The 24,420-nt window shown below is 40.2% G+C and carries 23 protein-coding genes; 11 read left to right on the top strand and 12 right to left on the bottom strand.

The annotated features are described in order from the left end of the window. Positions 1–6: 6 nt before the first annotated feature. Positions 7–582 (top strand): cupin domain-containing protein, encoded by a 576-nt coding sequence (locus tag IF202_RS00420; RefSeq protein ID WP_191592904.1) that lies wholly within the window; start codon positions 7–9, stop codon positions 580–582. A 69-nt stretch (positions 583–651) separates the two neighbouring features. Here the strand turns inward: IF202_RS00420 and IF202_RS00415 are convergent, their stop codons facing one another. Then, the gene (locus tag IF202_RS00415; RefSeq protein ID WP_191592903.1) at positions 652–1,308 is read right to left on the bottom strand and encodes a cytochrome b/b6 domain-containing protein; all 657 of its coding nucleotides are present in this window, start codon (positions 1,306–1,308) and stop codon (positions 652–654) included. Between the two features lie 162 nt (positions 1,309–1,470). Here IF202_RS00415 and IF202_RS00410 point away from each other — a divergent pair, with 162 nt between their 5' ends. Together IF202_RS00410 and pepQ are read left to right on the top strand one after the other, a co-directional pair. Further along, the gene (locus IF202_RS00410; protein WP_191592902.1) at positions 1,471–2,499 is read left to right on the top strand and encodes an AraC family transcriptional regulator; all 1,029 of its coding nucleotides are present in this window, start codon (positions 1,471–1,473) and stop codon (positions 2,497–2,499) included. A gap of 113 nt (positions 2,500–2,612) precedes the next feature. Then, positions 2,613–3,902, top strand: coding sequence for a Xaa-Pro dipeptidase (gene pepQ, locus IF202_RS00405; protein WP_191592901.1), 1,290 nt, complete (start codon positions 2,613–2,615; stop codon positions 3,900–3,902). Positions 3,903–3,975: 73 nt separating this feature from the next. On the opposite strand, the gene aroQ is transcribed toward pepQ, so the two are convergent. The 3 genes from aroQ to IF202_RS00390 form a co-directional block, all read right to left on the bottom strand. Beyond that, positions 3,976–4,428, bottom strand: coding sequence for a type II 3-dehydroquinate dehydratase (gene aroQ / locus IF202_RS00400; RefSeq protein ID WP_191592900.1), 453 nt, complete (start codon positions 4,426–4,428; stop codon positions 3,976–3,978). A gap of 158 nt (positions 4,429–4,586) precedes the next feature. Then, positions 4,587–5,066, bottom strand: a complete 480-nt coding sequence (locus IF202_RS00395; RefSeq protein ID WP_191592899.1) for a peroxiredoxin — start codon at positions 5,064–5,066, stop codon at positions 4,587–4,589. A 62-nt stretch (positions 5,067–5,128) separates the two neighbouring features. Next, complete coding sequence (locus tag IF202_RS00390) at positions 5,129–7,105, bottom strand: methyl-accepting chemotaxis protein (RefSeq protein ID WP_191592898.1); 1,977 nt, start codon at positions 7,103–7,105, stop codon at positions 5,129–5,131. A gap of 252 nt (positions 7,106–7,357) precedes the next feature. Here IF202_RS00390 and IF202_RS00385 point away from each other — a divergent pair, with 252 nt between their 5' ends. The 3 genes from IF202_RS00385 (at position 7,358) to IF202_RS00375 (ending at position 10,004) form a co-directional block, all read left to right on the top strand. Beyond that, complete coding sequence (locus IF202_RS00385; protein ID WP_191592897.1) at positions 7,358–8,776, top strand: aminotransferase-like domain-containing protein; 1,419 nt, start codon at positions 7,358–7,360, stop codon at positions 8,774–8,776. Between the two features lie 169 nt (positions 8,777–8,945). After that, positions 8,946–9,356, top strand: a complete 411-nt coding sequence (locus IF202_RS00380) for a PilZ domain-containing protein (protein ID WP_191592896.1) — start codon at positions 8,946–8,948, stop codon at positions 9,354–9,356. Positions 9,357–9,488: 132 nt separating this feature from the next. After that, positions 9,489–10,004 carry a DUF501 domain-containing protein gene (locus IF202_RS00375; protein ID WP_191592895.1) on the top strand — a complete coding sequence of 172 codons (516 nt, stop codon included), beginning with the start codon at positions 9,489–9,491 and terminating at the stop codon, positions 10,002–10,004. Positions 10,005–10,087: 83 nt separating this feature from the next. Here IF202_RS00375 and IF202_RS00370 read toward each other — a convergent pair whose 3' ends face one another. Next, entirely contained in the window at positions 10,088–10,375 is a 288-nt protein-coding gene (locus tag IF202_RS00370; protein WP_191592894.1) for a hypothetical protein, read from the bottom strand. Between the two features lie 93 nt (positions 10,376–10,468). Further along, on the bottom strand, positions 10,469–11,953 hold the full coding sequence (gene glpK / locus IF202_RS00365; RefSeq protein WP_191592893.1) for a glycerol kinase GlpK: 1,485 nt from the start codon (positions 11,951–11,953) through the stop codon (positions 10,469–10,471). A gap of 159 nt (positions 11,954–12,112) precedes the next feature. On the opposite strand from glpK, the gene IF202_RS00360 reads away from it, so the two are divergent. The 3 genes from IF202_RS00360 to IF202_RS00350 all read left to right on the top strand — a co-directional run bounded on the left by IF202_RS00360 (position 12,113) and on the right by IF202_RS00350 (position 15,546). Continuing rightward, complete coding sequence (locus IF202_RS00360) at positions 12,113–12,898, top strand: DeoR/GlpR family transcriptional regulator (protein WP_191592892.1); 786 nt, start codon at positions 12,113–12,115, stop codon at positions 12,896–12,898. Positions 12,899–13,137: 239 nt separating this feature from the next. After that, positions 13,138–14,628, top strand: a complete 1,491-nt coding sequence (gene glpD / locus IF202_RS00355; RefSeq protein WP_191592891.1) for a glycerol-3-phosphate dehydrogenase — start codon at positions 13,138–13,140, stop codon at positions 14,626–14,628. A 138-nt stretch (positions 14,629–14,766) separates the two neighbouring features. Beyond that, positions 14,767–15,546, top strand: coding sequence for a TSUP family transporter (locus tag IF202_RS00350; protein WP_328797177.1), 780 nt, complete (start codon positions 14,767–14,769; stop codon positions 15,544–15,546). 114 nt (positions 15,547–15,660) lie between these two features. Here IF202_RS00350 and IF202_RS00345 read toward each other — a convergent pair whose 3' ends face one another. From IF202_RS00345 to IF202_RS00335, 3 genes are all read right to left on the bottom strand, one after another. Then, a complete protein-coding gene (locus IF202_RS00345; RefSeq protein WP_191592890.1) occupies positions 15,661–17,034 on the bottom strand; it encodes a glyceraldehyde-3-phosphate dehydrogenase in 1,374 nt (457 codons plus the stop codon). Between the two features lie 262 nt (positions 17,035–17,296). Continuing rightward, positions 17,297–17,626 carry a DUF3392 family protein gene (locus tag IF202_RS00340; protein ID WP_191592889.1) on the bottom strand — a complete coding sequence of 110 codons (330 nt, stop codon included), beginning with the start codon at positions 17,624–17,626 and terminating at the stop codon, positions 17,297–17,299. A gap of 40 nt (positions 17,627–17,666) precedes the next feature. Then, complete coding sequence (locus IF202_RS00335) at positions 17,667–18,227, bottom strand: uridine kinase (RefSeq protein WP_191592888.1); 561 nt, start codon at positions 18,225–18,227, stop codon at positions 17,667–17,669. A gap of 128 nt (positions 18,228–18,355) precedes the next feature. Here IF202_RS00335 and IF202_RS00330 point away from each other — a divergent pair, with 128 nt between their 5' ends. Beyond that, a complete protein-coding gene (locus IF202_RS00330; protein ID WP_191592887.1) occupies positions 18,356–18,967 on the top strand; it encodes a uridine kinase family protein in 612 nt (203 codons plus the stop codon). Positions 18,968–19,002: 35 nt separating this feature from the next. On the opposite strand, the gene dnaJ is transcribed toward IF202_RS00330, so the two are convergent. The 3 genes from dnaJ to grpE all read right to left on the bottom strand — a co-directional run bounded on the left by dnaJ (position 19,003) and on the right by grpE (position 22,916). Next, on the bottom strand, positions 19,003–20,130 hold the full coding sequence (gene dnaJ, locus IF202_RS00325) for a molecular chaperone DnaJ (protein WP_191592886.1): 1,128 nt from the start codon (positions 20,128–20,130) through the stop codon (positions 19,003–19,005). Positions 20,131–20,319: 189 nt separating this feature from the next. After that, complete coding sequence (dnaK, locus tag IF202_RS00320; RefSeq protein ID WP_191592885.1) at positions 20,320–22,236, bottom strand: molecular chaperone DnaK; 1,917 nt, start codon at positions 22,234–22,236, stop codon at positions 20,320–20,322. Between the two features lie 101 nt (positions 22,237–22,337). Beyond that, positions 22,338–22,916 (bottom strand): nucleotide exchange factor GrpE, encoded by a 579-nt coding sequence (gene grpE / locus IF202_RS00315; RefSeq protein WP_191592884.1) that lies wholly within the window; start codon positions 22,914–22,916, stop codon positions 22,338–22,340. Between the two features lie 492 nt (positions 22,917–23,408). Here grpE and IF202_RS00310 point away from each other — a divergent pair, with 492 nt between their 5' ends. After that, positions 23,409–24,386 (top strand): TAXI family TRAP transporter solute-binding subunit, encoded by a 978-nt coding sequence (locus tag IF202_RS00310; RefSeq protein ID WP_191592883.1) that lies wholly within the window; start codon positions 23,409–23,411, stop codon positions 24,384–24,386. Positions 24,387–24,420 lie beyond the last annotated feature (34 nt).

The following is a 24,420-nucleotide window of genomic DNA, read 5'->3' as shown; positions in this document are numbered from 1 at the left end:
TTTAAAATGACTCAGAAATTTAGACGCGTAGTTACTGGACACGACAGCAATGGTGTTGCTTGTGTAGAATCGGACCAATATGCAGAACACATTTTACAACGACCAAATCGCCCTGGCGTTACTTTAACTAACTTCTGGTTATCAGACAGTACGCCAGCAGAATACGATGGTGATGTGGAAACCTGTAAAGGGCCATTTATCTTACATCCACCAACTCATGGAAGCGCTTTTCGTTGCGTTGAATTTTTACCAGAAAACCCTGAAGTATTAGCAAAACTAGATGGCCCTAGCGCATTCGCAGAAATGGGTGCTGGTGCGAATATCGTTGAAGGTGCTCGACATCCATTTATGCACCGTACTGATTCACTGGATTATGCGGTTATTTTATCAGGCGAGATTTATATGTTGATGGACGAAGAAGATGTGCTTTTAAAGGCTGGAGATGTTGTAGTACAGCGAGGCACCAACCATGCTTGGAGTAATAAAGGTACTGTGCCTTGTGTAATTGCATTTGTATTAATTGATGGTGTTACGACAACAAATGCAGCACCAGAATCTAGTAAAGGTATACCTTCTCGCTAATTAAAAAATCTTTGCTTCCTAGATATTTTGTATCGATAGCATCATTGAGATACAAAATATCTAAGGATCTTAAATATCCATCATCCATAATGCTGCTAACCAAGACAACCCCATTAGTAAAGAGAATATAACACCCCAGCGTGGTGTTTTAATATCAGTTGCTCTAGTATCGTGCGCTTTTCGTCCATGAACCATTGAATTAATGAGGCCTTCTTTCAAACAGATCTCATGATACAAAACCGCAACAATATGCACGCCAACCAAACCTAATAACCAATCTGGTAAAAGCCCATGCACATAAGTTAATTGGCGAATAACATCTTCAGACACCAATGAATTAAAAGGCCCATACCAAAAGACATCATCACTATTAAAAAGCCCTGTTACCCACTGAGCACTCAAGACTAGAAGTAAGGCAACAGTCATTAAAGCGCCTAAAGGGTTATGCCCTAAATAGGGTTTAGGACGGCCCGATAAAAAAGATTTAATGTAATTTAAAGTATGCTTAGGACTTCTAATAAATTGCTGAAAAAGAGCATAACGAGACCCAAAAAAACCATACAGTATCCGAAAAAAAATAACGGCTGATAGCCCATATCCCATATAGAAGTGATATTGCATGTAATCATCATTAGACTTGCCAGTTAAAATCAAACCTGTAAATAAAAGTACCATAAGCCAATGACTTATTCGTACTGGACAATCCCATACTAATATCGATTTCACTTTAACCTCCCTCATAAATATTGATTGTATAATAAACACGCTCTTGCCAAAGAGTCACATTAAACACTATGCTGTGGAAAGTAATATTATCCCTATGGTTTTAGGGAGAATTCAGAAAAATGTATTTACTTCTCAATACATTGCAGATGAAGGAAAAATAACATGGTAGTTATATTACTCTTAATCACAGTTTCTATTGCTTCATTATTATATCTAATCTTATTTAAAGATCGTTTTTTTTGTCGATACAATTCAACCATTGATGTACCTATTGAGCTTTTGTCGAAAGATTTAAGCAACTTAACCCATTGGCAAAATTGGTTACCTTGGCTTATTTTTGATAATGATGCTGATATCACCTATGAATATCTGAATACTGGATCGACGTCTGATTTGCCTTCCCGTTTAATATGGCAGAGTCCTCTCATTAAAACAGGCCATATTACTTTAGAACCCGCCAATTCGAGCGAGCGCTACTTTCATACATTATTAAATGCACCCGCTTTTTACCCAAACGACTTACATTTTAATATTGGTCTTGCCAAACAAAAAAAACAGACCCTCATCACGATTCAGTTAACAGGAAAACTGCCATTTCTTAAACGCTGGAGACGTGATGATTATGCAATGAGGGCAAATAAAGACATAGAACTTGCTCTATTAAAGCTACTGGCCTATTTAGCCAAGTACAACCAAAACTCCGATTGTGAATATCATAAACCAGTTTTTGAATGGCTCCCTCAGACTCGCTTAGACAACGTAGATGCTGTCACTCGCCCTTTTTCAGTCAGAAACCAACCTATGTCCCAAAAAATGGATCAAGGTTTTCACAACTTAATTACCCAATTAGGCCCAGAAAACCCACCATCAGGGCCAAGTTTTGCACTGTATAACAAGGTTGATTTAGCTAATCACGATTTTTCAGGTCGATTGGGTATTCCAATTCAAAATCTGGCACCGTGTGAACTTTGTCCAGAACGAATCGTACTACGAGGTTACTACTTACAACTACGCTATTATGGCCCTTACCAAAACTTGTCTTTAGCATGGCATATTATTTATAGTTTCATGAGACTGCATAATCTGAAGTTGAATCGCCGCCGTTATGGCGTTGAAGTATTTGAGGTGGGTCCAGCTCAAGTCGAGTGTTCAAAAAAATACATTACTCTAGTGTGTTTACCTATTAAATAATGACAAGAAAAATTTTATTTAGCGTATCCTGAAAACAGATATTTCTTATAAAAAAGCGCCTTCTAAATAGATATAAAAATGCGCCCTCATTCAATTAACATGAGCCTTTTACAATGCTAACCGCACTTTATCAAGAACACCTGTCGGTGTTAACAACACGTTATAACAATGCGATGACCCACTTTGGCATTGACGCCATAGTGTTATCTACTGGTGAGAAGAGTTACTACTTTCAAGATGACCATACACACCCTTTTCACGCTTATTCTGGCACGCAACAATGGCTACCATTTCTGCTGGGGGCAGAAACTTACCTTATTCTAAGGGCAGGTCAAAAACCAACTCTCGTTTGGCCTGTTCGCGATGATTTTTGGCACGCATCTAACCCAGTACCTAGTGGTGATTGGCAAAAGGCCTGGAATATTACTTTGGCCAAAAAATCAGATAAATGGTTTGCGAGCTTACCAAGTAAAACAGCTTGGCTTGGCCCTAATCCACTGGCGACTATTGCACCTTATGACGGTTTAAAAGCGTACATCGATTTTAGCAAAGCGGTTAAAACACCATTCGAGATCCAAGCAATGCGACAAGCCAGTATGCGTGGAGCAAGAGGACATGTTGCCGCGAAAGAAGCTTTTTTGGCAGGCATGAGCGAATTAGACATTCACTTGGCTTTTTTACAAGCGAGTCAACAAACCGCAGCTCAAGAACCTTATCCAGGTATTGTAGGCCTCAACGAACACGCGGCTGTGCTGCATTATGAACATAAAGCTATTGAGTCATCTGCTACGTCTCGTACTCTTTTAATTGACGCGGGTGCAAGCGAACATGGCTACGCCAGTGACATCACTCGTACTTTTGTTCGTCATGATGATGACTTCAATGCTTTGCTTAATACTATGAATAAGATGGAACAAGCACTCTGTCAAAGCGCTACATCAGGTCTGGCTTTTAGAGATTTACATCAGGAAGCACTTATTGGTATTGCGGGTTTATTACATGAACACAAAATATGTTCTCTAAGTGTTGAAGAACAACTTGCGAAAAGCATCCCTCAGATATTTTTTCCCCATGGATTAGGTCATTTACTGGGCTTACAAGTACACGATGTGGGTGGGCATCAAATTGATCAAGCAGGCACGTTAAACCTACCCGACGATAAAGCACCATTTTTACGTTTAACTCGTACGTTAGAAGAAAATATGGTCATCACTATAGAACCGGGGTTATATTTTATTCCTATGCTGATAGAAAAAATGAAGGCTGAAATCGCTAATCATGGCTGTGACTTATCCAAGATAGAACACTTCATGCCCTATGGTGGGATTCGTATTGAAGACAACGTAGTAGTAAAAAACGATCAACCAGAAAACCTCACCCGAATTGCTTTTAATAATCTATAAAGATTACTTGAATACAAAAAAGCCGAATTAGGTTTTCCTAATTCGGCTTTTTTGTATTCTAAATCGACATGGTTTAATTTTTCAATTTATGAACCAAACCTTGGATCCCTAAAACATAACCTTGAACCCCCATACCAACCACAACACCAGTTGCTACAGATGAAATATAGGAGTGGTGACGAAATGATTCACGGGCATGAACATTCGATATATGCACTTCAATAACAGAAACATCTGCACCTTTAATTGCATCATGTAATGCAATGGAAGTATGTGTGTAGGCACCAGGATTAAAGACAACGCCTAGTAGCACACCCTCTTTTATTCGTCGGCCAGCTTCATGAATTAAATCGATCAGCACACCTTCATGATTAGACTGATGGAAATCGATGTCATAGCCTAATGTTTTAGCAGCATCTCGACACATTGTTTCGACATCGGCTAATGTTTCATGACCATAAGTTTCTGGCTCGCGGGTTCCAAGTAAATTTAAGTTAGGACCATTCAATACCATAATGCTAGACATAATTATTTTTCCTACGAAACTGAAACTGTATAAACATGATTGAATCCTACCATCAAATGAATCATCTCAGTAAAATTTTCAAAGCCCAAGAAATAGACGTATAAAAAAAGCGCTCAAATGAGCGCTTTTTTTAAAATTAGCGAGTAGCCTCTAAAAAATTACAACTGAGATAATACATATTCAGCAGAACTTACTTTATATTCACCTGGCTCTTCTAACCAAAGCTGCTGCACGATTCCGTTTGAAACCAACATGGCATAACGAAGGCTACGAATACCCATCTTAGCAGCAGAAATATCCAGCTCTAGTCCCATAGAGCAAGTGAACTCGGCTAAACCGTCTGACGCCATTATTAGTTTTTCAGCATTATGCGCTTCACCCCAAGCGTTCATAACAAAAACATCATTCACCGAAAGACAAATAATTTCGTCTATTCCTTTCTCTTTTAATGCATCGTAATGAACAACAAATCCAGGTAGATGACTCGCGCTGCATGTTGGTGTAAATGCACCAGGAACAGCGAACATCAGCACGGTTTTACTTGAAAAAAACTCCGTGACATCTATTGTTTCAGGGCCTTCTTCTCCCATTACTTGAAATGTTCCATGAGGTAACATATCACCAATAAGAATTGACATAGCCTTTATCTCCAGAGAATTAAGTTGCGCTTATATTAACGCAACCCATCCAAGAAAAACCATTAAACAATTTTAAATTGACTCAGAAGCTTTTTCTGATGAGAAGCCAGTTGTGATAAACCTTCGCTGTCTTTCTCACTTTTATCTGAACCTTTCGCAGCTTGCTCAGACATTTCTGATATTTCAATAATATTTTGTCTGATTTCTTGTGCAACAGCAGATTGCTCTTCCGCAGCCGTTGCAATTTGTGTACTCAGATCACGAATTTCAGCCATATCACCTTGTAAATCGCTCAATGATGAACCGACCAAACGAGTATCTTCCGCACTTGAATGAGCACTCTTTCGGCTTTCCGACATGCTGCCAACTGTTTTCGTAACACCTTGCTGCAACTGCACAATAACATTTTGAATTTCTTCAGTTGAGCTGTGAGTACGATTTGCTAGCGTGCGAACCTCATCTGCAACAACAGAGAAACCTCGGCCTTGCTCACCAGCCCGAGCGGCTTCAATAGCAGCATTAAGTGCCAATAGATTCGTCTGCTCTGCAATCTCTTGAATAACATCCAAAATACGATCAATGTTCTTCGAGTGTTCATCCAATTGATTAACAACCACGGTGGACTCTTCAAGTTGGACAAGAAGATGCTCGATTTTTTGAATATTAGAATCCATCTGTGCACGGTTTTGAGCAGTTCTTTGATCGACACCTTGAATCTGATGCAAAATAATTTCAGAGCTTTGAGCCACTTGGTTAACCGTTGCTGCCATCTGAGTCATTGAGGAAGCAACTTCTGTAGTACGCTCATTTTGAGCACTCATTAATTGCTTAGACTCTCCCGCCAAACGAACATTGCCGGCAGCAGACCCCGACACCTCATTAGATGCTTGATCAATTTCACTCATTACACTTTGAAGTTTCGTTACTAGTCCGTTAACCCAAGCAGATAACTCACCGAATTCGTCTTTGGTCGTTACTTTACTGCGCTGAGTAAAATCACCATCGGATATTTTGCCTAAGACACTCATAACTTCTTTCAAGGGGAGTCGAATACTGCGACTTACCCATAAGGCGACAAGAATCGCAATGATAATAGAAGTAACTAATACAGTACTTATAATTAACGTAGACAATGATGCCGCATCTCTTGCTTCTACCGCTGCAATATCACTCATTGATTTAGCTTCAGATAACAATGTTTCAACATGTGTGCTGACCACCTTCATGCTGTCTGACAAATTCTTAGCTAATATTTCTGATTCTTGTTCCAAACGGACATTCTCATAGTGTTTAGCGATAACACCATCTTCCGATAATACACCCGCTTCGACTTCACTAACGAGCTCGTCAATGTCTTCGTTATTTAAGTAAGTTTGCTTGCCTTTAATTCCTGCAATCGTTGCGACCATTACTTCACGCAGTTCTTGCATTTTTTCTAAACTATGCAAATCAAAATAATCGATTACTGATAGCTGCAGGCTTTGTATTTGGTTTTGCATATAGGCCGCGGAAAACTGAACTTCAAAGTCATCACCATCTTCTTCTAAGATTGATAAGTCTTCAGAAGTAAAAATAATTGCATCTTTTAAATCCAATTTTTCATTGGCAATAATGGCCTGCATACCTAACATTTTTTCATGATTAGAAAAGGCCATATCTGTGTAGCCAAAAAAGGTATCCACTTCGAAATTAATATTCTGAAGTGCTTTTTTCATCACAGGAAGACCTGCAAGTTGAGAGCCTAATTGCCCTGACACACTTATAAAATCGTCCTTATATGTAACAAAGCCCTCAGATAAGTTCGTTAATGAATCCGGGGACTTACTCAACAGATACTGTAAAACAGCACCATTGGCTAAACTTAAATCTTCTTTTAGAAGGTTGCTGGTAGATGTAATATTCGCAACTTTACCTGTAACGACATTTAATCTATCCTCGATTTTATTAATTCCTACAAAACCTGAAGCTGCAATCATTAGCAATAATAGTAATAAAATACTAAAACCAAACAGAATCCTTTGGATAACAGACAACGACATAATTAACCTCTAAATTTTTAGCTTCTTTAAACTCTCGATACAACTATCATGCCAAATAAGACACAACAACATAAAACTGACCATTTAAACAGGAACCGATAATACTGTGTTTACAGAAAATTACACGCTCTAAATAATAAACGTTCACAGCCCTATTTCTTAACTAGCTGACTCCAACGCTAACATTGATTTATTTCATTTCATCAATCTGGTAGATTGATGCTCTATTTTTATATATTTGATTTACATTTTATGGACTTTCCTCTCTACGAAAAAATTGCCAACAAAATTGAACATCAAGTTCATGAAGGTATTTTTTTACCTGGAGCAAAAATCCCTTCAGTCAGAAAATCCAGTAAACAAATGGAAGTCAGTGTTGCAACCGTACTTCAAGCTTATAGCCTCTTAGAAGATAGAGGTGTTATTAAAGCACGCCCGCAGAAAGGCTATTTTGTACAGAACACCCAATTACAACCAGAAAATCTAACCAAAACTGTACCATCTCAAAACGGTAGCACCACACAGACCCTATTAAATTGTTTATTACATGCCTCGCAAGACGAGAGCATTATTCAATTTGGCGCAGCCATTCCTAAAAGCCAATATCTTCCTATCCGACAATTACAGCGTTCAGTTGGTCGCTTAATGCGTTTAGAACCAGAAATGTGTGCTGCTTATGAATTCACACCTGGATCACTCAGCCTACGACGTCAAATTGCTATTCGAATGCTAGACAGTAGCTGCCAACTTCAACCAGACGACATTACAATCACCCTAGGCTGTCAAAATGCGTTAATGCTTGCACTGCAAGCCGTGACAGAACCTGGAGATACTGTCGCCATTGAAAGCCCCACTTACCACGGCGTATTACAAGCAATAGAAGTACTGAACCTAAAAGCTATTGAAATACCTTGTTCGGTACAAACAGGCATTGATTTAGATTTACTCGAAAGTACGGCAGAAAACTGGAATATCAAAGCCTGTGTAGTAACACCAAATAGCCAAAACCCAACCGGCGCAACACTTGACAATCAAGCAAGACAACAGCTTATCAAACAAGCAATTGAACACGATTTTACGCTCATTGAAGACGACGTTTACGGCGAACTAAGCTATTCAGATAAACGTGAAAGAGCACTAAAAGCTGACGATAAAAATGACAGTATCATTTATTGCAGCTCATTCTCAAAAAGTATTGCACCTGGGTTTCGTATTGGGTGGATTGTAGGAGGTAAGTTCCAAGCTCAAATAGAACATTATGCCTATGTACAGTCTCTTGGCATACCGACACTGACGCAAACCGCCATTGCTAATTTTTTAGAGAATGGCGCTTATGACCGTCATTTACGAAAAACTCGATCGGCCTACCAAGAAAATTTACTTCGCTGTCAGGGATTAATCATGAAGCACTTCCCTGAAGGAACAGAGGTTTCAATACCTAAAGGTGGCTTCTTACTTTGGATCACGCTACCAAACACTGTAGATTCAATGATATTACAAGCTCAAGCACTAGAAAGTGGCATTGGATTACTACCTGGACTAGCCTTTAGTTTAACACCCCAATTCAGTCATCACTTTAGACTGAACTATGCTCTAGACTGGGATAACAGAACGGATTCAGCGCTAAAAACGTTAGGCGAACTCTGCCAACAACAAATAAATATTAATTAACAAATTCGATTCAGCGCCTATATAAGTAAAAGTTATGATTTTATACTCTCGCATTTTAAAATCCGTCTGTACAGCTAGAGCAAAAAGCGTACAATTCGCATTCTTTTTTAAACACTCTGCCTTATTGGCCGATAACTTAACTATCTGAAACAGTAGCTGGCTTGTTGCGATGGAATTTGTTGCACATCCGAGAGACCTTCCATTAGATATTACGCTAATAGAAGATCAGTCCTTTCCTCATGTTAATGAAGAAAGAGCTGGGTTTGTCGGTATTACATCCTTCACCTCTCGTCCATTTGATAATGGACGCTCGGTAAGAATTACATTAGAAGAGATAGACCCAAACTTTTGCGTCTCTGGACGTGTTGTTTGGTGTGACCAAGAAACAGATGGCTATCGAATCGCGATTGAATTCCCTTCTACTGAAGAATGTTACTGTGTCCGCATGATTGAGCAACTATCCCAGATAGAGCATTATCGACGTCAAGCCAAAATAGAAGGTCGCCGACTTAACTATAATGAAGCCGCCGCAGAATGGATACAGAAATTTGCAGCCAACTTCCCAGCATTCACCATATAAACACAGATTTCCAAACATCCTTACTGCAAAACTAAATCCAAAAAAACACACCAAAAAATAGCTTTATAGACATAACCGTATAAAATTACACCTTATAAAAGCCACCCATCATTCTTTAAAAAATAAGACATCATGAAAAAACCACTTTCCCAACGTGATATAGACATAATCACAATGCAATTAAAGCGTGCTCCAACTGGCATAAATGCTATTGCGCATTATTCACCTAATGGCACGCCACAAGTCCTAGAAATGGAAACCTGGGTATTTGACCAACCGTTTCCAACCGTTTATTGGCTTTCAAGTAAAGCGATAGATAAAGCACTCGCTAGAATCGAAAGCCAAGGCGTTGTTAAAGAACTAGAACAACGCATTAAAGACGATGAGACATTAAGAGAAGCGCATCACGCCTCTCATCGAGACTACATCGCACGTCGCTGGGAAGTAATGAGTGATGAACACAAAGCAATTATTGAAGAAAAAGGGTTTAAACCTTTATTTCATAAGCTAGGTATTGGTGGGATAGCCAACTGGGATCAAGTTCGATGCCTACACATGCAATATGCGCATCATCTTGCTGGTAATAATGCGATTGGCCGTATATTAGATGAAGAATACGGTGTAAGAGCCGTCGCTGACGCAGAGTAAAGCAATCAACTAGACATCAAAAAAAGGGAGAAACGATCAAAGTCGTTTCTCCCTTTTTTAAAATACAATCCACTGACAATCAATTAAGATGCTTTAAGCAATGCTCTTAATTCATCGTCTGATTTGGCTTTAGGAAGTGTTTCACGAATTTTGTTAAATGCAGCCTGAGCCACCGCAGCTCGTTGTGCATACGTCGTCAACGCACCACCAGTCCAGCCTGCAAGCTTAACCATTTCGTTTTTAAAGTTGTTCCCATTAACGCCATGACCACCTAGCGCCATCAAGGCATCTTCGATTTCTAAATAGCTAGGGCGTTCGCCACCAAACTTCATAAAATCATCTTGTTGCACTTCGGCAAACTGTTTAGACATTGTTAAAACCTTTTTTTGTAAAATACTTACAGTAAATTTAGCGATAATTAACCAAGTACACAAGAAATGGCATGTGTAAAAACGTAAACAGAACTAATCTTTTGTTCGAACACGGTCTACTGCTTTTTGCCAACCTCGGTATAACTTGTCTCCCGTGCCTTTCTCCATAGCAGGTTCGAAACATTTATCGGCTTGCCACAAATCAGTCACATCATCCAAAGATTTATAAATACCAACATGCAAACCAGCTAAGAAAGCAGCACCAAGCGCGGTTGTTTCAGTGACACAAGGACGTTCAACTGTAATTTCTAACAAGTCACTCAAGAACTGCACCATAACATCGTTCATAACCATGCCTCCGTCAACACGTAGTGTGCTAAACGTAGCGCCATCCTGAGCCATGGCACCTACTAAGTCTTTCGTTTGATAGCAAACAGAGCGCAAACCAGCACTTACAATATCGGCTACGCTCGTATCTCGCGTTAAACCAATCATGGCACCGCGTGCATCTGGATCCCAATACGGCGCACCCAAACCTGTAAAAGCAGGCACAAGATAAACAGAGTCATCATTCAATGCTTGTTTAGCTAAGCTTTGAGTCTCTTTAGCGTCTGAAAAAAGCTTCAAACCATCACGCAGCCATTGAATAGCAGCGCCAGCAACAAAAATACTACCCTCTAAAGCGTAAGTAACTTTACCATTTAATCGGTAGCCTACTGTTGTTAGCAGCTTATGCTCTGAACGAATAGCTATATCACCGGTATTTAAAATTAGAAAACAGCCTGTACCATAAGTACTTTTTACCATTCCAGGCGTGAAGCAAGCTTGCCCAACTAAGGCAGACTGCTGGTCACCAGCGATACCATTCACAGGAATTTCAGCGCCTAGCCAAGAGACATCGATCACCCCAAAATCTGCACTGCAATCCATCACCTCAGGAAAGAGAACATCGCCAATACCTAAAATATCGATCAGCTCTTTATCCCACTCTTGAGTATGAATATTAAAGGCCATGGTTCGAGCGGCATTAGTCGCATCAGTTTTATGAGACTTACCATTGGTCAAACGCCACAATAAGAAACTGTCTACTGTGCCAAATGCCAAACGCCCTGCTTTTGCCTTTTCCGCCGCGCCATCAACATTGTCTAATACCCAACGGATTTTGGTCGCTGAAAAGTATGGATCAATCAATAAACCTGTTTTCTCTTGAACCTTCTCACCTAAACCTTGATTGCTTAATGCTTGGCAGAATTCACTCGTACGACGATCTTGCCAAACGATAGCATTATAAACAGGCTCACTTGTTTCAGTATCCCAAAGAATGGTTGTTTCACGTTGATTTGTGATGCCTATGGTTGCTATCGCCTGCGCATCTATCCCTGTATCCTTGAGAACAGAACGACAAACCGATAAAGTCGACGACCAAATATCTTCAGGATCATGCTCTACCCAGCCATCATCCGGAAAAATTTGAGGAAACTCTTGCTGAGACTGGCTGACACGCGTGCCTTTCTCATCAAATAAAATAGCACGTGAACTGGTAGTACCTTGGTCAATAGCAAGAATATAATGGGTCATGGTGAATTCTCTTTGAAATCACAACCACTCAAAAAGTGAATGATTTATTGTTTTTGTTTTGTTTTTTGAACATAAATATTCAAATACGAATATACCTTATTAAAAACCAATGCATACTCACTTAGCAAGCAGTAACCTTTTTTAAGGAGAATAAAAAATATGAGCCAACTTTCTCGCCAAGATAAGATTGTCGCTATCGTAAAAGAACAGGGCTATGTGACGATCGATGAACTGGCTGGTAAATTCTCCGTCACACCTCAAACCATTCGCCGAGATATTAATGAACTGGCGAAAGCAGATAAAATTCGTCGACATCATGGGGGAGCCAGTTACGATTCAAGCACGACAAATGTAGCTTACGCGGCTCGACAAATCTTGCAGCTACCAGCAAAAGAACAAATAGCCAAACGTATAGCAGCCGAGATACCCAACAATGCCTCTTTATTTATTAATATTGGTACCACCACAGAAACCGTTGCTCGTGCCCTTTTGAATCATCAAGGTTTACAGGTCATTACTAACAACCTCAATGTAGCTGCTATATTGAGTGGAAAAGAAGACTTCACTGTTATTATCGCTGGAGGAACCGTTCGCTCTCGTGATGGTGGTGTAATGGGGGAAGCAACTATCGACTTCATTAATCAATTTAGAGTGGATTTTGGCATTGTTGGTATCAGTGGTATTGATCCAAACGATGGCTCTTTACTTGATTACGATTATCAGGAAGTACGCGTTGCCCAAAGCATAATTTCTAACTCCCGTACGGTTTTTTTAGCAGCAGACAGCGGAAAATTTGGCCGCAATGCGGTAGTGCGATTAGGAAATATCACCCAAGTTGATAGACTTTTTACAGATGAGCAACCACCAAAGGCCATCAATGCATTAATGAAAGAACACAAGGTGCGACTCGAACTTTGTACCCCTAAGCTGTCTACCTCTAAGTAGTCTGACCCTTTTATATCATTCAATACATTTACATGGCTTTAAACGTAAAAGTATTTTTAACGTTATTTTTCTAAATAACCTACGGTTTATCAGTTCTGAATTTTTTTATTGTTCAGTACCGTTTAATTTCATCAAAATTTCACAATGTAATCTTGTCATGACCCTCATTGAGGTTTAGTATCGAACATAAATTTTCACTTTCGAACATTAAACTTTGCATTTTAATCATGAGGCTTCACATGAATAACTCCCATTTTGACCTATTTGTTGTTGGCGGTGGAATCAACGGCACTGGCATTGCAGCGGATGCAGCAGGACGAGGCCTAAGTGTTGGCCTTTGTGAAATGGGAGATCTTGCTCACGCCACATCATCATCGAGCAGTAAATTAATTCATGGCGGCCTACGCTATTTAGAGCATTACGAATTTCGCCTAGTAAAAGAAGCCTTAACAGAGCGTGAGGTTCTACTCAAAATTGCCCCTCACCTTGTCACACCTATGCGCTTTCAAATGCCACATAGACCGCATTTGCGTCCTGCTTGGCTTATTCGCATTGGTCTATTTTTATATGACAACTTAGGCAAACGTGAAACCTTGTTAGGCTCAAAGGGTGTAAAGTACGGTACAGATAGTCCACTAAAAGCGGATATTACCAAAGGTTTTGAATATTCCGATTGCTGGGTTGATGATGCTCGTTTAGTAGTTACTAACGCCTTGAGCGCACAGGAAAACGGTGCTTCGATATTTGCTCGAACGCGCTGTACTTCTGCTAAAAGAGTAGAAAATCAGTGGCATATAGCTTTAGAAGATCAAGTCACCAAGGAAATTCACAATATCACAGCAAAAGCATTAGTGAATGCCGCTGGGCCTTGGGTATCTTCATTTATTGAAACTAAGTTAGAACAAAAAGCCCCTTACGGTATCCGTATGATCAAAGGCAGTCACATTGTGGTACCTAAGATTCATCAGCATTCGAATGCGTTCATTATGCAAAACACGGATAAGCGCATTGTTTTTGCAATCCCATACCGTGAGAACTACACCTTATTAGGGACAACGGATGTTGAATATAAAGGAGACCCGAATGAGGTCGCAATTAGCGAAGAGGAAACTCAATACATTCTTGCCGTCGCTAATGATCATTTCAAAAAAACGCTTTCTCCAGATGATGTAGTCTGGAGCTATTCTGGCGTCCGTCCATTACTAGAAGATGAGTCATCAGACCCTTCTGCTGTTACTCGCGACTACACACTGCATCTAGATGACCAAAATGACCAAGCGCCATTACTTAGTATTTTTGGCGGGAAAATTACTACCTATCGTAAATTGGCCTTGTCTGCGATGCGCAAACTCGAGCCTTACTTTGACAATTTAAGCCCAGCTTGGACTCATAGTAAACCATTACCAGGCGGAAATTTAGACATGCCACTGGATGCTTTTACAATGAAACTTCAACAAGACTACCCTTTCATTGGGGCTCACCTAGCGCATCGTTTTGCAAATAGCTATGGCACACTTACCCACACTTTGCTCAACAACATTCGCTCGGCAAAAGAACTTGGACAGAACTTTGGCAACCATTTATATCAAGTGGAGATCGATTATTTAATTGAGCATGAATGGGCTCGTTCAGCAGAAGACATTTTATGGCGTCGTAGTAAGTTAGGGCTCGAGTTTACAGAAGCAGAAGTTACTGAGCTCGAAAAATATTTAGAAACCAAAGTGCATTAAGAAACATTACTGAAAATACTTATCAGCCCACCTAAGCCGTTGCTTAGGTGGGCTTTTTTTGGTCTACTAAAAGTTCGTCAGCACTTTCGTGCACAGTCTTTCTTTTCGTAAGAAATAAACAATAGGAACAGTGGTTTTATGGCCTTTATGGACTTGGTTTTTTACGACATATCAATTTGGGTCTATTTTGCGCTTTTTGCCGCTGCCTTCCTCGCCGGTGTTATTGATGCTATAGCTGGAGGCGGAGGATTAATTACTGTTCCCGTATTACTCGCTGCCGGTTTATCTCCTGCAGAAGCACTCGCGACTAACAAACTTCAAGGCTGCGCAGGCACCGTTTCTGCTTCTTACCATTTTATTAAAAAAGGTCAGGTAAAACTGTCTGATATGTGGTTTGCCATATTCATGACAGCAATCGGAGCAATCACAGGCACTCTGTTAGTATCCTATCTAGACAGTGCGTTACTACTAAAAGCCGTTCCTATTATTCTGATTGCCGTTGCGATCTTCTTTTTCTTTTTACCTAAAGTTCAGCCTTATATTGCGAGTCGTTTCTCGCTGACTAACATGCAATTTTCACTTTTCATTGGCACCGGCATTGGTTTTTACGATGGTTTAATCGGTCCAGGAACAGGGGCGTTCTTTTCGACAGCTTATCTTTGTTTTATGGGATTAACAGTTGTGTCGGCTACCGCTCACACCAAGGTGTTAAATGCGACCAGCAACTTAGCATCTTTGGCGATGTTTGCCTTTAGCGGCCACCTTGTTTGGGCGTTAGGAATAATAATGGGGATTGGGCAATGGTTTGGTGCACAAATCGGCTCACGCCTTGTCATCACCAAAGGGGCAAAACTAATTCGCCCTATGGTGATCATCATGTGCTTAGCGATTTCGGTAAAGCTATTACTCGATAATTAAACAAGGAACATAACCTGATAAGCTACATCACTATGTATGTAGCTTAATTAAGATAGTAAAACGACGAACTAGGTTGCCGCTTTACTAAAACACAACGAATGTACCTGAGTAATTCTAAGCGGCCTTATCTTCAAGTTGTGTTAAAGCAACCGCCGTAGTTTGCGCTAACTTCTCCATTAAACGCACAACCTGACAGCTGTAGCCATATTCATTATCGTACCAAACATACAGAATCGCTTGATTACCACGTACCTTGGTCGACAACGAGTCCAATATACCAGCTTGCTGAGAGCCAATAAAATCAGAGCTCACAGCATCAGCGCAATCGCTGTAACCAATCTGCCCTGTTAATTCAGGGCTAATCGATGCATTCTTCAGAAGCTGATTAATTGCGTCAACTGACGCTGCAGATTTAAGGTTTAAGCTTAATACAGCAATAGAAACATTAATCACAGGCACTCGAATCGCACTGCCACTTAACTTGCCTTCTAAAGATGGAATAGCTTTTGAAACAGCTTTGGCTGCGCCTGTTTCCGTCATCACCATGTTCATACCTGCAGCACGACCACGACGATCCCCTTTATGTATATTATCAATCAAATTCTGGTCGTTAGTGTAAGCATGTACAGTTTCAACATGACCAGATTCAATACCAAATCTATCTTCGAGTACGGATAAAATAGGCGTAATCGCATTAGTAGTACAAGACGCGGCTGACACAATACGATCATCTTCCGTGATATCGTTATCATTAACCCCAAACACTATATTTTTCATTTCTTTACCAGGCGCCGTTAATACAACACGATCAATACCTGGGCGATTCAAATGAACATTTAAACCATCACGGTCACGCCAGCGCCCGGTATTATCGACCAACAATGCATGATCGATACCATAAGATTGGTAATTCACTTCAGCAGGGTCTGAGGCATAAATTATTTTCACCACAGAACCATTAATAATTAAAGACTGATTCACTTCATCCACTTTGACTAAACCATCATAAACCCCATGAACAGTATCGTATTTCAGTAGGCTTGCACGTTTAGATAAATCATTATCACATGCCTTACGAACCACGATAGCGGCTAACGCCATACCAGGGGTTGTGTGACCAAGTGTGCACATACGACGAACCAGTAAGCGACCAATACGACCAAAACCATATAAAACAACAGGAGTTTCGGTGCCGTCATTAGCTTGATTTGATAAGACAGCAGCTACATCTGATTCCGTAATCAAGGCTTCCAACTCAACGATAGATTGCTCTGCATTGCTAGCCAATATCTGTTCTAACAATTGATGGACTTGCACAAGATCTAACTCAGGGTGCTGATCAAAAACAGTCATTAATCCAGTAACAGAATCAGCCATTAAGGTTTTTCCTGCCAACTGAACTTTTACTGATTTTTCACGACCCAATTGGCCTAAAAGAGGAATCATAGATTCAGCTTGCGAAAGTGTTTGCAACCAAGTGTTTGTCATTTTTTGCCCCAAAAAAAACGCTGTTTAATTATAATATGGACGCAGCTTAACGCCGTAGAAGAGCAAAAACAAATTGTAAGAAGACTACAAAAAAGCTTTAAAAACGGACGTTTAGAATGATTTTTTATAAAAACAACGAAATAAAAAGAAAGGCTTGGAAACTTTATTACATAATCACAATATCCGACGACATTAGCATTAAGATATTATGATTTTTTTGTAATTTGGCAACGTAATCCGATAGGAAATTTCATGAATTATTTTATAAATGCCGTTTTCTTTCTGCTAAAACACCTAAAAGACAGAAACAAAAAAACAATAAAACTGGACGATAAACTAAATCTACTCGGGTAATCCCCCAATAGACTAATGGCTGCCCCCAAAGCGTCAGCAGTCCATACCCAAAAGTGCACATTAGAATAAACGCGATCACTCTGCCAATAAAGACCCAAGACGACACCAAGGTTCTCAAAACAGCATTGATTTTGCCACCATAAATTACCAAACAGGTGGCGACTAATGCTAAAGAAGCATCTTGAAGATGTGGTTGAATAAAATAGGCTAAACGAAGGTTAAGATCAAAAATAAACATAAATAATTAACCATATTACTCACAACAAGATAAAAAAAAGCTACTTATTTTTACGAGACAGAGCTTCCACATCAATTTTTCCAGATCGAGACGCTACTTTTGGCTGTTCATCTACATATAAAATAGAGACGTCAAACGTACTATTATGAAATTCAATCATAGTACCTTCTTTAAAAAACCACTTAGCCCTACCAATTCCTTCGGATAAAAATCCAGCAGAGGGTTTACCATACTTTGTTGTCAACACCTCACCTAACGCTTGGCGGCTCTCTTTACTTTGCACAACACCAGACAATAAAGCCTTCGTTATATAATTAGACGTATTGGAGTAAATGGTAGCGTTGGTAACACCTAAGATACCTTCTGACCCTAAACTATAACTCACAATGCCAGTTTTATAAGAAGGGTAACTATACAAGCCCATGCTTTTAAGTTTTTCTTGTATTTTAGACAAATGCAAATTATTAAGAGGTAGTCCAAATAATTCGGCAGTACCAGAAAAGCGTGGTTCTTCTGCTGTTGCAGCTTTAACAGAAGCCGTTATGGTAAAAAAAAGAACTAGCATCCACAACGTCAAAGCTGGAGCATTTTTTCTAAGCATTAATAATTTCCCTATGGCGTATCATCTTCCAGTTTAACAGGCACAAAAGATGAAACCTGATATATAATACAACACTATAAGCTCCTTCAATTCAAGGAGCACTATAACTTTATTTACTGAGGTAAAACATGGCACTTGTTATTGGCATTACTGGCGTATCAGGTAGTGGAAAAAGCCGACTTTGTTCTCTACTTGCTGAAGGCCAAGATAAAAGCATCACAATTCTTTGCCAAGACAATTTTTATAATGGTTGTGGCAGCATAGATCCTGATGTTTACAACTTTGATGACTTAAGCTCGCTTGACCTTGAAAGCTTAACACTTGCGATTCATAACTGTAAAAACAGACAGCAGCCAAATGAAATACCTGTTTATGATCACTCTCAGCATAAAAGAGTAGGCTATCGTAACCTAGATCCAACACACGTAGTTCTAGTGGAAGGACACATGATGTTTCAGGATCCAGGAGTACGAGATGCAGTTGATTTCCTTTTGTTTGTTGATACAGATATGGACATAGCCGTTGTACGTAGACTAAAAAGAGACATTGCCGAGCGTGGCCGCAATGTAAATGAAGTAACAAGCCGATACATGCGTCATGTACGTCAAGCATCGTTGAAAACAATTGATATCCGCTCTAAAGCTGACTTTATTATTCCAAATAATAAAAGCTTCACCAACGCGGCAAACTTATTGCGCAATCACATAGAATATTTACTAAAAGAAAAAGACGCCAAATAGGCGCCTTTTTTATCTTGCTGAGCAAGGTAAATCGTTTACTTTTTAATATCGTCGAAGAAACGTTTTACACCATCGAACCAGCTTTTCTGTTTAGGTGAGTGGTCTGTGCCCTCACCCATACTTTCTGACAGCTCAGTAAATAGTTCTTTCTGACGAGCAGTAAGATTCACAGGTGTTTCAATAACAACCTTGCAAATCAAATCGCCCACTGGACCACCACGAACAGGCTTAACGCCTTTATTACGTAAACGGAACAGCTTATCAGTCTGACACTCAGGCGTTACTTTCAAACGTACACGGCCATCTAGTGTAGGAACATCTATCTCCCCACCCAATGCCGCTGTAGTAAAACTGATTGGCACTTCGCAGTACAAGTTTGCACCATCACGCTCAAAAATATTGTGAGGTTTAACAGAAACCTGAACAAACAAATCACCGGATGGACCACCTTGAGCACCAGCTTCACCTTCACCAGACAAACGAATACGATCACCCGTATCAACACCCGCAGGAATTTTAACATTAAGTGTTTTATATTCCTGTGTACGGCCTTGTCCATGACAATCAGGACACGGATCAGAAATAACCTGACCTTGTCCGTGACACTCTGGACATGCTTGTTGAACAGAGAAAAAACCTTGTGACATGCGAACTTGGCCTGCGCCACCACAAGTACCACACGTTTTTGGCGTTGAACCTTTCTTGGCACCAGAACCACTACAAGGCTTACAGTTAACTAAAGTTGGTATGCGAATTTTTTCATCACATCCCCAAACAGCTTGTTCAAGATCAAGCTCCAATGTGTAACGTAAATCGGAACCACGACGTGTACGGCTTTGACCGCCACCACCACCGCCGCCAAAAATATCGCCAAACACATCGCCAAAAATATCACTAAAACCGCCAGCTCCTGCGCCGCCACCGTAACCACCCTGACCATTTGCGCCTTCATGACCAAAACGATCATAAGCAGCACGTTTGTCATCAGAAGACAGTATTTCATAGGCTTCAGCTAACTCTTTGAATTTTTCAAGAGCTTCTGGGTTATCTGGGTTCTTATCTGGGTGGTACTTATTCGCTAAGGAGCGATAAGATTTTTTGATGTCTTTCTTATCCGCGTCTTTGGCCACCCCAAGAACGTCGTAATAGTCTCTTTTGCTCATCGCAGGCATTCCTGAATTGAAAAATCCGAATTGAAAAGTCTAAATTAAAACATCTGAATTTATAAAATCTGAATTTATAAAATCTGAATCATAAAATTGCTAACTGAGAAGAGTGTAAACAGGAAAGCACGGTTCTAAAACCGTGCTTTCTGAAAACAGCCCCCGAAGGGGAAAAATAAGGTTTAACGCTTATTTTTTATCGTCTTTTACTTCTTCGAATTCTGCATCAACCGCATCATCCTGAGATGAAGCTTGCTCGCCTTCAGCAGGTTGTTCTGCACCCGCTTCAGCTTCTGCATACATCTTCTGAGCCAAAGAGCCAGATGCTTGAGTCAACGCATTGGTTTTCTCTTCGATTTTATCTTTATCATTAGATGTTAGCGCTTCTTCAAGTTCAGTAATCGCTGTTTCAATCGCTGCTTTCTCTTCTTCTGTCGCTTTATCACCGGCATCAGTCAAAGTTTTACGAGTTGCGTGAATCATGCCGTCAGCTGTATTGCGAACTTGTACAAGCTCTTCAAACTTACGATCTTCTTCAGCGTTCGCTTCAGCGTCTTGAACCATTTTTTCCACTTCTTCGTCGCTAAGACCTGAAGACGCTTTAATCACGATAGACTGCTCTTTACCAGTTGCTTTATCTTTTGCAGATACGCTCAAGATACCATTCGCATCAATATCGAAACTTACTTCGATTTGTGGAACACCACGTGGTGCTGGTGGAATCTCAGCCAAATCAAAACGACCTAGAGATTTATTCTGAGACGCTTGTTTACGCTCACCCTGTACTGCGTGAATAGTTACTGCATTCTGATTATCTTCAGCAGTAGAGAAGGTCTGAGATTTCTTAGTCGGAATCGTTGTATTTTTCTCAATCAAGGCAGTCATAACACCACCCATTGTTTCGATACCTAGAGACAAAGGCGTTACATCAAGAAGAAGTACGTCTTTTACGTCACCAGCCAATACAGCACCTTGAATAGATGCGCCAATCGCAACAGCTTCATCAGGGTTTACATCTTTACGTGGCTCTTTACCGAAGAATTCAGTTACTTTCGCTTGAACCAATGGCATACGTGTTTGACCACCAACCAAGATAACGTCGTCGATGTCTGCAGCAGTTAGGTCTGCATCTTTCAACGCTTGACGGCATGGTTCAAGAGATTTAATCACAAGATCTTCAACCAAAGACTCTAACTTAGAACGAGTCAATTTAACGTTCAAGTGTTTAGGGCCAGTTGCATCCGCCGTGATGTAAGGTAAGTTAACTTCTGTTTGAGTAGAAGAAGACAACTCAACTTTTGCTTTTTCACCCGCTTCTTTCAAACGCTGTAGAGCCAATGGATCATTATGTAGATCGATGCCAGATTGCTTCTTAAATTCGCTCGCTAAGAATTCGATAACGCGCATATCGAAATCTTCACCGCCTAGGAACGTATCACCATTTGTAGACAATACTTCGAATTGTTTTTCACCATCAACATCAGCGATTTCAATGATAGAGATATCAAATGTACCACCACCAAGGTCAAAAACTGCAATAGTAGAATCACCAGTACTTTTATCTAATCCGTAAGCCAAAGCAGCAGCCGTTGGCTCATTGATAATACGTTTAACTTCTAGACCAGCAATTTTACCAGCATCTTTTGTTGCTTGACGCTGAGAGTCATTAAAGTAGGCAGGAACAGTGATAACCGCTTCAGTTACACTCTCACCCAAGAAGTCTTCTGCTGTTTTCTTCATTTTCTTAAGAACTTCAGCTGAAATTTGTGGTGGCGCTTTCTTCTCGCCTTTTACTTCTACCCATGCATCACCGTTATCAGCGGCAACAATTTTGTACGGCACCATAGAGATGTCTTTTTGTACAACATCATCTTTAAATTTACGACCGATCAAACGCTTAACCGCAAACAAAGTATTTGTTGGGTTAGTAACAGCCTGACGTTTAGCAGATTGACCTACTAACACCTCTCCGTCTTCTGCGAAAGCTACAATAGAAGGAGTAGTACGATCACCTTCTGCATTTTCAATAACTCGTGCTTTTTCGCCATCTAGTACAGCAACACAAGAGTTCGTTGTACCTAAGTCAATACCAATGATTCTACCCATGGTTTGTATCTCCAATTAGTTCGTTTGTTTCGTTGATGTTTCTATATTTGGGTACGCTTCTGAGCATTTCAAGCGCTAGGTGTCAAAAAAATGACATCTTATTATGCAGCGCTTGAAACCACTACCATTGCCGGACGCAAAATACGGCCATGAAGCGTATAACCTTTTTGAACAACATCCATTACTGTATTAGGTTCTAACTCTGGGTTAGGTACCATAGTGATAGCTTGATGCAATTCAGGGTTGAAAGGTTCGCCATGTGGGTCGACTGCTTTCACCTCAAAACGCGCCAAGGTCTCAATTAAATCTTTTAGAGTTAACTCAACACCTTCACGAAGGGGATCGGCTTCACCTGTCGCTTCTTCTGACGCTAAAGCACGTTCAAGATTGTCAGCTACGTTCACAATTGATTTTGCGAATTTTTCGACACCGAACTTATGGGCTTTTTCAACGTCTTGCTCTGCACGGCGACGCACATTCTGTGAATCTGCCTGTGCACGAAGTGCGGCTTCTTTATATTGAGCCACGTCTTCTAATGCTTTGGTTAACTCGTCGTTTTCAACAACATCTTCTAAAGCGTCTACTTCTGGCTCCAAAAGACCTTCTACTGATTCATTTTGCGTTTCGCTTTTCAAATCTTGCTCCGTTTCTAGGTTAGGATTTTTTTGCTGTTCACTCATCGTGCACTCCAAATAACAGAAACTATTCTTTCTCTGTGCTGGTTATATGGGGGCTGCTTTTTGCCTTTCAACACTAAATCCATATTATTTTCATGGAATAAATTAAGTCGATTAAATCCGTTGGGATATTAGGTTATAGCCAGTGTTTTTTGGGTCTAGTTTTTATCCAAAAACGTGGAAAAATAAACAGCACAACGCCGCTATAAATAACGAATACTATTTACTCATTTACGCCATTAATTAAAAAAGTCTATTCATACCTGCGAAACCTTTTTATCTCTATAAAAAGAGAATAAAGAAACACATCGCACTAATAAGAAGCGGAAATAAGTATTTTCCACTCTTAACTGATACATTTGTATTATCAACAATGTGAATTAAATACATTAATTTTACTAACGGTGTTATTAATACTAAACTACAATGTGAAAAAAGATGTCATAAGCCATCTTTTTAAAGCGTTCAAAAAATGCAAACTAGGAGTTACTAACAATGTTGAAATCAAGCACATTTGCCACAGCAATTATAGCGGCATCAATTGGATTAACGGCATCTCTTCCAGCTCAAGCTGCCGATTCACAATTTATTACTATCGGTACTGGTGGCGTAACAGGTGTTTATTATCCTACTGGCGGCGCGATTTGCCGTTTAGTAAATAAAGGACGTAAAGACCACGGTGTTCGTTGTTCAGTAGAATCTACTGGTGGCTCTGTCTATAACACTCGAACTATTCGTGGCGGTGAGTTAGATTTTGGTATTGTTCAGTCTGATGTACAGTCTGCAGCAATTGAAGGCGTTCGTGCATTTAAAGACGACGAGCCTTATAGCGATCTACGCGCAGTTTTCTCTGTTCACTCAGAGCCAATGCACGTTATGGTTCGTAAAGATGCAAACATCAATTCTGTTGCTGACATGAAAGGTAAACGTGTAAACATTGGTAACCCTGGTTCTGGTACTAGCGTATTAGCTGCAGTATTAATGGATGCCGCTGGAATTACACCTTCTGACCTTTCTTTAGCTGCTGAGCTTAAATCATCAGAACAAGCTTCTGCTTTATGTGATGGTAAAATCGACGCTGCAATCTGGGCTGCTGGTTTACCAAACGGTTCAACTATGGAAGCAACATCTACTTGTGATGTTAAAATCCTTGATTTGACCACATCAGGCACAGATAAAGTACTAAGCCAAAATGCGGCCTATGCTGCTGCAACAATCCCAGCAGGTTTATACCCTGGTAATGAAGTAGATGTTGCTTCATGGGGACCAAAAGCGACATTCGTAACAGACGCAAGCACTTCTGATGAAGTTGTATACGTTCTTGTTAAATCTATCTTCGACAACTTCACTGATTTCAAAAAGCTACACCCAGCTTTCAAAACGTTGCAAGAAGAGAACATGGTTAAAGATGGCCTGAGCGCTCCACTACACCCAGGTGCTGTAAAATACTACAAGGAACGTGGCTGGTTATAATTCAACCTTATAATTAGTTCATCCTGATAAATGC

The organism is Marinomonas colpomeniae (assembly GCF_014803385.1).
Taxonomy (GTDB): Bacteria; Pseudomonadota; Gammaproteobacteria; order Pseudomonadales; family Marinomonadaceae; genus Marinomonas; species Marinomonas colpomeniae.
This window is presented reverse-complemented; position numbering and strand designations above follow the sequence as displayed.